The organism is Geodermatophilus sp. CPCC 205506, from assembly GCF_051383635.1.
GTDB lineage: Bacteria > Actinomycetota > Actinomycetes > Mycobacteriales > Geodermatophilaceae > Geodermatophilus.
In genome coordinates this window covers 19580-29574 of record NZ_JALPKP010000063.1, presented here as the reverse complement: position 1 = coordinate 29574, position 9995 = coordinate 19580, and the positions used below count along the sequence as shown (strand labels likewise).

General features: G+C 74.2%; 10 protein-coding genes. 6 read left to right on the top strand and 4 right to left on the bottom strand.

Features of this window, described 5'->3' with window-relative positions:
- Positions 1–18 precede the first annotated feature (18 nt).
- The gene (locus MY520_RS24750) at positions 19–708 is read left to right on the top strand and encodes a M23 family metallopeptidase (RefSeq protein WP_436695350.1); all 690 of its coding nucleotides are present in this window, start codon (positions 19–21) and stop codon (positions 706–708) included.
- A gap of 100 nt (positions 709–808) precedes the next feature.
- On the opposite strand, the gene pcrA is transcribed toward MY520_RS24750, so the two are convergent.
- A complete protein-coding gene (gene pcrA / locus MY520_RS24745) occupies positions 809–3106 on the bottom strand; it encodes a DNA helicase PcrA (RefSeq protein WP_436695349.1) in 2298 nt (765 codons plus the stop codon).
- Between the two features lie 279 nt (positions 3107–3385).
- Here pcrA and MY520_RS24740 point away from each other — a divergent pair, with 279 nt between their 5' ends.
- Positions 3386–3658 (top strand): chorismate mutase, encoded by a 273-nt coding sequence (locus MY520_RS24740; protein WP_436695348.1) that lies wholly within the window; start codon positions 3386–3388, stop codon positions 3656–3658.
- Positions 3659–3665: 7 nt separating this feature from the next.
- On the opposite strand, the gene MY520_RS24735 is transcribed toward MY520_RS24740, so the two are convergent.
- A complete protein-coding gene (locus MY520_RS24735) occupies positions 3666–4073 on the bottom strand; it encodes a YybH family protein (protein WP_436695347.1) in 408 nt (135 codons plus the stop codon).
- 165 nt (positions 4074–4238) lie between these two features.
- Between MY520_RS24735 and MY520_RS24730 the strand changes: the two genes are divergently transcribed.
- The 4 genes from MY520_RS24730 to MY520_RS24715 all read left to right on the top strand — a co-directional run bounded on the left by MY520_RS24730 (position 4239) and on the right by MY520_RS24715 (position 7987).
- Positions 4239–4793, top strand: coding sequence for a carboxymuconolactone decarboxylase family protein (locus tag MY520_RS24730; protein WP_436695346.1), 555 nt, complete (start codon positions 4239–4241; stop codon positions 4791–4793).
- Positions 4790–5695 carry an RNA polymerase sigma factor SigJ gene (gene sigJ / locus MY520_RS24725; RefSeq protein WP_436695345.1) on the top strand — a complete coding sequence of 302 codons (906 nt, stop codon included), beginning with the start codon at positions 4790–4792 and terminating at the stop codon, positions 5693–5695. The genes MY520_RS24730 and sigJ overlap by 4 nt, the downstream gene beginning before the upstream one ends.
- 67 nt (positions 5696–5762) lie before the next feature.
- Positions 5763–6497: a PIG-L deacetylase family protein gene (locus MY520_RS24720; RefSeq protein WP_436695344.1), complete on the top strand. Its 735-nt coding sequence runs from the start codon at positions 5763–5765 to the stop codon at positions 6495–6497.
- A gap of 113 nt (positions 6498–6610) precedes the next feature.
- Complete coding sequence (locus tag MY520_RS24715; protein WP_436695343.1) at positions 6611–7987, top strand: acetamidase/formamidase family protein; 1377 nt, start codon at positions 6611–6613, stop codon at positions 7985–7987.
- A gap of 62 nt (positions 7988–8049) precedes the next feature.
- On the opposite strand, the gene MY520_RS24710 is transcribed toward MY520_RS24715, so the two are convergent.
- Both MY520_RS24710 and MY520_RS24705 read right to left on the bottom strand, forming a co-directional pair.
- A complete protein-coding gene (locus tag MY520_RS24710; protein ID WP_436695342.1) occupies positions 8050–8730 on the bottom strand; it encodes a response regulator in 681 nt (226 codons plus the stop codon).
- The gene (locus tag MY520_RS24705; RefSeq protein ID WP_436695341.1) at positions 8727–9902 is read right to left on the bottom strand and encodes an ATP-binding protein; all 1176 of its coding nucleotides are present in this window, start codon (positions 9900–9902) and stop codon (positions 8727–8729) included. The genes MY520_RS24710 and MY520_RS24705 overlap by 4 nt, the downstream gene beginning before the upstream one ends.
- Positions 9903–9995 lie beyond the last annotated feature (93 nt).

The window sequence follows — 9995 nt, the reverse complement described above, 5'->3', positions numbered from 1 at the left end:
TGCGGCGACGCGGACGCCGTGGCCGCTCCGGCAGCGAAGCGCCGCCGGCGCCTGCCCCGCCCGCCCGGCCGGCGCGGACCGCTCTGGCTGGCCGCCCTCGTGGCCGGCGCCGTGGTGGCCGGCGTCCCCGCGGTCATGGGCGGCGGACCCGCCGAGATCAGCATCAGCGCCGCCGAGTACGGCCTGGGGGTCGCCTCCGACATCGGCCTCACCGGCGACATGGAGGACGCCGGCGTGCGCCGGGGCATCACCGAGGCCGAGGCCCAGGCCCGCCTCAGCGAGCTGGCCGCCTCCCGCGCCGCGCGCACGCCGACGACCGTGCGCCCCGTGGAGGGCGCCCGCCTCACCACCTGCTTCTGCATGCGCTGGGGCACGATGCACTACGGCATCGACCTCGCCGCGTCGCTCGGCACGCCCATCGCGGCGGCCACCGACGGCGTGGTCATCCGCGCCGGCCGGGCCTCCGGCTACGGCAACGCGGTCTACGTCCAGGACGCCGACGGCAACGTGCACGTCTACGGCCACATGCGCTACTACTCGGTGCGGGCCGGCGACATCGTCCACGCGGGCGACCAGATCGCCAAGGTCGGCAACGAGGGCCAGTCCACCGGGCCGCACCTGCACTACGAGATCCACCGCGGCGGCATGACCGGCCGGCCGATCGACCCCGAGGACTTCCTGGCGGAGCGCGGCGTCTCCGTGCCCTGAGCCCGGTCCGCGCCCGTCGCGGGCGTTCCTCGTGCACGGCGGGTCCTGCGCCACCGGCAGTGCGCGAGGAACCCCCGCAGCGGCGTCCCCCTCGTCGGAGCTAGAGCTTGACGAGGGGGGCGTAGCGCAGGACGAGGCGCTTGGTGCCGCCCGAGCCGAAGTCGACGGTCGCCTGGGCCTTGTCACCGGCGCCGTTGACCTCGACGACGGTGCCCAGCCCGAACGCGTCGTGGCTGACCCGGTCGCCCACCTCGACGGCGATGATCGCCCGGTTGCCCGCCCCGCCGCGCAGCCCGCCGGTGGACAACCCGGTGGCGGCGACCCGCTGCTGCGCGGAGCGGTACCCGGTGCTCGGCGCCGGCGCCGGCTCCTTCCCCGCCCAGTGCACGGTGTCGCCCGGCAGCTCGTCCAGGAAACGGGACGGCGGGTTGTAGGCCGGCTGCCCCCAGCTGGTGCGCACCGTCGCCCGCGAGATGAACAGCCGCTGCTGCGCCCGCGTGATGCCGACGTAGGCCAGCCGACGCTCCTCCTCCAGCTCCCGCGGGTCGCCGAGCGCGCGCAGGTGCGGGAAGACGCCGTCCTCCATGCCGGTGAGGAAGACGACCGGGAACTCCAGGCCCTTCGCGGTGTGCAGGGTCATCATCGTGACCACGCCGGCGTCGTCCCCGGCCACGGGGATCTGGTCGGCATCGGCGACCAGGGACACCTGCTCGAGGAAGTCGGTGACCGAGCCGCCCGGGTTGGCCGCCTCGAACTCCGCGGCCACCGAGATGAGCTCGTTGAGGTTGTCGACCCGGCCCTCGTCCTGCGGGTCGGTGCTCGCCTGCAGCTCGGTGAGGTAGCCGGTGCGGTCGAGGATGCTCTCCAGCAGCGCGGCCGGCCCGGACCCGGTCTCCACCAGCCGCTCGAACTCCTCGAGCAGCGCGACGAACTCCTGGATGGCCTTGAGCGAGCGGGTGGCCAGGTCGGGGACCTCGGCGCAGCGGCGCAGCGCGGAGGCGAAGGCGATCCGCTCGCGGTCGGCGAAGGTCTCGACGCAGGACTCGGCGCGCTCGCCGATGCCGCGCTTGGGGGTGTTGATCACCCGGCGCAGGCTGACGACGTCGGCCGGGTTGGCGACCACCTTGAGGTAGGCCAGCGCGTCGCGGACCTCCTTGCGCTCGTAGAAGCGCACCCCGCCGACGACCTTGTAGGGCATGCCGACGCGGATGAACACCTCCTCGAAGACACGGGAGGCGTTGTTGGTCCGGTAGAAGACCGCGATGTCCTTGGGCTTCGCCGTGCCCTCGTCGACCAGGGCGTCGATCTGCTCGGCGACCCAGGCTGCCTCGTCGTGCTCGTTCTCGGCGACGTAGCCCTCGATCAGGTCACCGTCGCCGGCGTCGGTCCACAGGTTCTTCGGACGACGGCCGGTGTTCCTCGCGATGACCTGGTTGGCGGCCTTGAGGATGCGCTGGGTGGAGCGGTAGTTCTGCTCCAGCAGGATCGTCGTCGCCTCGGGGTAGTCCCGCTCGAACTCGTCGATGTTGCGGATCGTCGCGCCGCGGAAGGCGTAGATCGACTGGTCGGCGTCGCCCACCACGCACAGCTCGGCGGGGGGCACCGGGCCGGCGCCCGTGCCGACGAGCTCGCGCACCAGCACGTACTGCGCGTGGTTGGTGTCCTGGTACTCGTCGACCAGCACGTGGCGGAACCGGCGGCGGTAGTGCTCGGCGACGTCCGGGAAGGCCTGCAGCAGGTGGACCGTCGTCATGATCAGGTCGTCGAAGTCCAGCGCGTGCGCCTGGCGCAGCCGCTGCTGGTAGAGCCGGTAGGCCTCGGCGAGCACCTTCTCCGGCGCCGTGACCGGCGTGAACGACTCCTCGTCGATCAGCTCGTTCTTCAGGTTCGACACCTGCGCGGCCAGGCTGCGGCCCGGGTAGCGCTTGGCGTCGAGGTCCAGGTCGCGGGCGACCATCGTCATCAGCCGGACGGAGTCGCCCTGGTCGTAGATGGTGAACGACGACTTCAGCCCGAGCTTGCCCGCCTCGGCGCGCAGGATGCGCACGCACATCGAGTGGAACGTCGACACCCACATGGCCCGCGCCCGCGGGCCGACGAGGGCGGCGACGCGCTCCTTCATCTCCCCGGCGGCCTTGTTGGTGAAGGTGATCGCCAGGATCTCGCCCGGCTGCACGCTGCGGGCGCCGAGCAGGTAGGCGATCCGGTGCGCGAGCACGCGGGTCTTGCCGGAGCCGGCCCCCGCGACGATGAGCAGCGGCCCACCTTCGTGGACGACGGCCTGACGCTGGGGGCCGTTGAGCCCGGCGAGCATCCGGTCCAGCTCGCGCCCGATCGTGCCGGAGGCGGAACGCTGGAGTGCGGCGGTGCCGGGGAGGGCCTGCTGGACGCTGCTCATGACGACATCACTGTAAGCCGGTCGGGTGACGCTCCCGGGAGCCGTGGAACAGCCGCCACACCCGCCACTGCCGGGGAACCCGCTGGCGATCTCGCGTTCCGCTGTGGCAGACTCTCCGCCGTGCTCGCCGCCCTCAGCTTTTACTTCGGTCACCGGGATCCGGTGTCCGTCACCGCTGGCTGAGCACACGCCGCAACAGACGCCCCGGGCCCGAAGAGCCCGGGGCGTTTCTCGTTCCCGGGGTCCGACGGCCTCCCGCCCGCCCTGGAGGAACCACCGATGACCGCCACACTCCCCACCGCCCCCGACGCCGACGAGCGCATCGCCGAGCTCCGCGAGGAGATCGACGCGTGCGACACCGAGCTCATCCGGCTCGTCCAGCGCAGGCTGGCCGTGTCCCAGCAGATCGGTGAGCTCCGCCGCGCGGCGGGCGGCACCCGGCTCTCGCTGGCCCGCGAGCAGCAGGTGCTGGCCCGCTTCCAGGCCGAGCTCGGACCCGACGGCGCGACCCTCGCCATGATGCTGCTCCGCCAGGGCCGCGGCCGACTGTGAGCGCGAGCTAGCTGCGGCGCTGGTCGGGGGGCGGGAAGTCGGCGTGCCGGTGCACCAGCCACCACTGGCCGTCGAGCCGCCGGTACACGTGGGTGGCGCGGATGGTCATGGGCCGCGGCTCACCACCGTCGACGCGGACCACGCCCTTCTCCATGCCGACCGTGTACGCCAGGTCGCCCCGCACCTCGACGACGTCGTAGGTGGGCGTGAGGCCCCCGTCGCTGAACCGGCTGCCCACCCACTGGAAGGTGGTGGTCACCGCCTCGTGGCCCTTCTCGATGGGCCCCCAGGCACCGAAGAGCGTGACGTCGTCCGACCGGGCCCACAGGGCCGCGTACGGCCCGGGGTCGCCGGAACCCATCGCCTGCAGCGCCTTCGCCGTCCGCTCCAGGGTCGCGGTGAAGTCCGGGTCCACGTCCACTCCTCCCCCGGCGGACCCGTCGTGCAGCCCGCCGTCCCCCAGCACCGTGGACGGCCAGGGTCCTCCCGGCCGCGGACCCGCGGAACCCCGCGGCGGCGTGTCACGTTCCGCGGCGCCGTCCCGTCTCCCTGTGCACACCCGATGGAGAGGACGACCGCCATGGCCCGCATCTCGCTCGACCCGCCCCGCACCCGCCTGAACCGGCTCGCCGAGTGGTACGCCCGCCGCACCTTCGGCGTGGTGCCCGAACCGTTCTCCGCCATGGCGCACAACCGGCGGGTGCTGGTCACCGACAGCCGGTTCGAGACCTCCCTCGCGCGCTGGAACGAGCTCGACCCGACCCTGAAGGCGCTGGCCGTCATGGCCTCCGCCGTCCACATCGGCTGCTCCTGGTGCGTGGACTTCGGCTACTGGATCAGCACCCGGGAGGGCGTGGACCCCGTCAAGCTGCGGGCGGTCCCGACGTGGCGGGACAGCGACGTCTTCACCGACCTGGAGCGGGACGTGATGGCCTACGCCGAGGCCATGAGCACCACACCGCTCGCCGTCACCGACGAGATGGTGGCCGGTCTGCGGCGCCGGCTGGACGACGCCGCCCTGGTGGAGCTGACGATGATGGTCGCCGTGGAGAACACCCGGTCGCGGTTCAACAGCGCGCTCGGCCTCACCAGCCAGGGCTTCCGGGACCGCTGCGAGCTCCCCGCCCGGGCATGACCGGCACCGACGCGCTGGCGCCCTTCGACCGGCACCGGCGGCTGCTGTTCACCGTCGCCTACCAGATGCTCGGCAGCGTGGCCGACGCCGAGGACGTCGTCCAGGACACCTGGCTGCGGTGGTCGGCGACCGACCGGGGCGACGTCGCCGACCCGCGGGCCTACCTGGTGCGGATCACCTCCCGGCTGGCCCTCGACCGGCTGGACTCCGCGCGCAGCCGCCGGGAGAGCTACGTCGGCCCGTGGCTGCCCGAGCCGCTGCTCACCGGGTCCGCCCCGGTCGCGGGCGCCGCTCCTCCACGCGACCCCGACGAGGCGGCGGTGCTCGGCGAGCAGGTCTCGCTGGCGCTCCTGGTCGTCCTCGAGACGCTGTCCCCGGCCGAGCGGGCCGTCTTCGTGCTGCGGGAGGTGTTCGGGCTGCCGGCCGCGGAGGTGGCCGCGGTCCTGGGCCGCAGCGAGGCCGCCGTCCGGCAGACCGCGCACCGCGCGCGCGAGCACGTGCAGGCCCGCCAGCCCCGCTTCGACGCCGACCGGTCCGCGCAGCGGGAGGTGACCGAGCGCTTCCTCGCCGCCTGCGCCGGTGGGGACGTCGACGCGCTCCTCGCCGCGCTCGCGCCGGACGTGGTGCTGGTGACCGACGGCGGGGGCAAGGCGAAGGCGGCGCTGCGGCCGATCGCGGGCGCGGAGAAGGTGCTCCGCTTCCTCCTCGCGACCACGACGCAGGGCCAGGCGATCGAGGGCCTGCGGGCCGAGGTCGTCGACGTCAACGGCCAGCCGGCCGTCGTCGCGTGGGTCGGGGACGAGCCCTACGTGACGATGTCCCTGGTGCTGGTCGACGGGCTGGTCCAGCAGGTGCTCGTCGTCCGCAACCCGGACAAGCTGCGCGGGCTGGTCCTGCCCTGACAGCCCTCGTGCAGGAACCGGCCGCGAGCCGCCGGGACCGGAGGGGCCTTCTTCTAGGCTCCCGCGGGTGACCTCCCCACAGCCCCGCAGCCCGGCCGAGCACGTCGAGCGCGCCCTGTGCGTGCTCGCCCACCCCGACGACGTCGACTTCGGCAGCGCCGGCACAGTCGCCACCTGGACGGCGGCGGGCACCGAGGTCACCTACTGCATCGTCACCGACGGGGACGCGGGCGGCCACGACGAGACGCCGCGCGAGGAGATGGGTCCGCTGCGGCGGGCCGAGCAGCAGGCCGCGGCCAAGGTCGTCGGGTGCGAGGACGTCCGGTTCCTCGGCTACCCCGACGGCCGGCTGGAGCTGACCCTGGACCTGCGCCGCGACATCAGCCGGGTCATCCGGCAGGTCCGGCCGCAGCGGGTGCTCACCAGCTCCCCCGAGCGGTTCTGGGAGCGGATCGGGGCGAGCCACCCCGACCACATGACCGTCGGGGAGTCCACGATGCGGGCGGTCTACCCCGACGCCCGCAACCCGTTCGCCTTCCCGGAACTGCTGGCCGAGGAGGGGCTCGAGGCCTGGACGGTGCCCGAGGTCTGGCTGACCGCCAGTCCGCGCGCCGACCACGTCGTCGACGTGACCGACGTGGTGGAGCTGAAGTTCGCGGCGCTCAAGAGCCACGTCACGCAGGTCAGCCACATGACCGGGCTCGAGGAGTTCGTCACCGGGTGGATGCGGGAGACCGGCCGCCGGCTGGGCCTGCCCCCGGGCCGGCTGGGCGAGGCCTTCCACGTCGTGTACACGGCCTGACGACGCAGCGGAGCCGCCGCGCACCCGGAAACCCTCGTGGAACGCGTGACTCCGGTTCGTAACCGGCCCTCGGTTCCACTCGACCCGTCCAGCACACCAGCGACGGGAGACCCATGACACTGACCACGCCCGAGGAGGGCCGGCCGGACCCGGCCGCCGCCGCGCAGATCGTCGAACGCGGGATCGGCCGGCGCGCCTTCGTCCAGGCCGCGCTCGCCGCCGGGGCGGTGCTCGGCGCCGGCGTCGCGGTCGCCTCGCCGGCGTCAGCCGCCCCCCGCACGACCACCCGCCTGCCCCGCGAGATCCTGCAGCCGGGCCGGGGCCCGATCGACGGCGAGGTCTACCTGCAATCCCTCCCGGACGAGGTCCGCTGGGGCTACCTGCCCCGCGTCGGCGACGCCCCGGTCGCGTCGGTGCGCTCGGGCGGCACGCTCACCGTCGACACGGTCAGTCACGAGGGGATCCTCGAGGACCAGGGCCGCGACCCGGCCGCCTTCTTCGCCGGGCACGGCGTCCCCCGGGAGCACGTGCTGGACGACGCGGTCGCCGTCGCGGCCGGGTACGACCGGCACCCGCGCAACTTCGACACCGACGGGCCGCACGTGGTCACCGGTCCGGTGTGGGTGGAGGGCGCCGAGCCCGGCGACGTGCTCAAGGTCGAGACGCTGAGCGCCCTGCCCCGGGTGCCCTACGGCGTCGTCTCCAGCCGCCACGGCCGCGGCGCCCTGTCGGCCGGCTTCCTCCCGCCGGCCGGCGAGCTGCGCCCGGAGGAGGTCATGCCGACGACGCCCGACGGCCGCAGCACCCGCGACCCCCTGCGCTACAACAACGTGTCCACCTTCACGCCGCTGGAGGACGGCCGGGACGGCGCCCGGGCGCACCTCCCCGTCGGCAGCCGGGGCCGCGTGGCCTGGCCGGTCGACCCGTTCGCCGGCCTGATGGCGGTCGCCACCGTCGCCGACGCCCCGGCGCTGAACGACGCGCTGGTGAACTCCATCCCACCGACCGTGGGCGGCGGGAACATCGACGTGCGGCTGCTGAACGTCGGCTCGGCGTTCTACCTGCCCGTCGTCGCCCCGGGCGCCCTGTTCTCCGTCGGCGACCCGCACATGTCGATGGGGAACGGCGAGGTGGCGCTCACCGCGCTGGAGGGTTCGCTCCGGCTCACCTACCGGCTGACGGTGTGCAAGCCGGGGTCGGGCGACGCACCGTCGGTCGCCTACCGGTACCCGTTCGGCGAGACGCCGGACGCCTGGGTGCCGATCGGGCTCTCCGACCCCGACGGGTCGCGCGGCGGCCAGGTGAGCGACCTCGACACCGCCAGCCGGCGCGCGGTGCTCAACGCGCTGGACTTCCTGCAGGACGACCTCGGCATGGACCGCGCCGTCGCCTACGCCTACCTGTCGGCGGCCGCGGACTTCATGGTGTCGCAGGTCGTCGACCGGACCGTCGGCGTGCACGCGGTGATCCCCAAGAGCCACTTCGGCTGAGGGCCGGCCGAGCGGGGCCTCCCTCGGCGCCTCTGAGGGGCAGAGATGGCCATCTCTGCCCCTCAGAGCAGGCGGTTGGTCGCCGCCCAGCGGGTGAGCTCGTTGCGGTTGGACAGCTGCAGCTTGCGCAGCACGTTCGACGCGTGCGACTCGACCGTCTTCACCGAGATGAACAGCCGGGAGCCGATCTCGCGGTAGGTGTAGCCGCGGGCCAGGAGCTGCATGACCTCCCGCTCGCGGGCGCTGAGCAGGTCCAGACCGGGGTCGGTGGCCGGGTCCGCCTGCGCCGTCGGAGCCGACGAGGAGGTCGCGGCGAACGCGTCGAGCACGAAGCCGGCCAGCCGCGGGCTGAAGACGACGTCGCCCTCGGCGACCCGGTTCACCGCGTCGCGGAGGTCCGGTCCGGAGATCGTCTTGGTGACGTACCCGCGGGCACCGGCGCGGATGACGGCGATCACGTCCTCGGCCGCGTCGGACACCGACAGCGCTAGCCAGCGCACAGAGGGCAGCTCGCCGCGCAGCGCCTCGAGCACCGCGTGCCCGCCGCCGCCGGGCAGGTGCACGTCGAGCAGGACGACGTCAGGCACCGTCGTCCGGATGCCCTCGATCGCGGTGGACACGTCGGGGGCCTCGCCGACCACCGTCACGGCGTCGCCGAGCTCGGCGCGCACGCCGGAGCGCACCATCGCGTGGTCGTCGACGAGGAAGACGCGCGTCCCGGCCGGCGCGGCCGCCGACGTCACGCCGCCTCCCTGGGCAGGAACAGCTCCACCTCGGTCCCCTCTCCCGGCGACGACCGGACGGTCGCCGACCCCCCGACCCGGTCCAGCCGGCCGGTGACCGAGTCGCGCAGCCCGCGCCGGTCGGCCGGCACGGACGACGGGTCGAACCCGGCACCCCGGTCGCGCACGAAGACGGCCACCCGCTGCGGGGTGACCTCGGTGTAGAGGTCGGCCGACGTCGCACCCGAGTGCTTGGCCGCGTTGACCAGCGCCTCCCGGGTGGCGGCGCCGAGGGCGGCGAGCGCCTCGTCGACCGGGGCGTCGCCGACGACCACGGACTCCACGGTCAGCGCGTGGTCGGCCTCCACGTCGGCGACCACCCCCGAGACGAGGGCGGACCAGGTGCCCTCGGCGGCCTTCTCCGGCTCGTAGAGCCAGGTGCGCAGCTCACGCTCCTGGCTGCGGGCCAGCCGCGCCACCGCCTTGGGGTCCTCGGCGTGCCGCTGGATGAGCGCGAGGGTCTGCAGCACCGAGTCGTGCAGGTGCGCCGCGACCGCGGCCCGCTCCTCCGAGCGGACCCGGGCGGTGCGCTCGGCCTCCCGGGAGGCGAGCAGCCGGCGCCACAGCGGCGCCGTCGCCAGGGTCACGCCGACGAGGATCACCAGCGTGGCGGCGAAGCCGTTGCGGGCGTTGGTCAGCTGCCCGGTCGTGGCCAGCAGCAGCACCAGGCCGACCGCGCCGAGCGCGATCCCGCCGGCGAGCACCCACGGCACGCCCGGCTGGGCGAGGGTGCGGTCGGTGTCCAGCTGCCGCCAGATGACCGCCAATCCGGAGCCGACCAGCAGCAGGGGGAGGACGAGGTCGCTGTTGCCCCAGGTGGCCATGTTGGTGACCAGCACCAGCGCCCCGACCCCGAGCAGGCTCAGCCCGAGCGCCTGCCGGCGGCTGGGCTCCTCGCCCGGCGCGGCGGCGGAGGGCTCGGCGTCGACGGCGGCGACGGGCATGAAGAACCACAGCAGCGCGTACACGACGACGCCGATGCCGGTCACCGCGAGGGCGACGAGGGCGATCCGGACGACGAGCGGGTCCAGCCGCAGGTGGACCGCCGTCCCCGCGGCGACGCCGGCCAGCAGCCGCCCCGAGCGCGGCCGCGCCAGCGGCGGGCGCTGCGGCACGAGGGCAGTCGTCGTCACGCTGTCGATCGTCGCACCACGCGGCCCCGGCTCGACACCGGTGACCACCCTGGAAGGGGGACCAGGGTCGATTGGGGGCGTTCCCTGATGTCC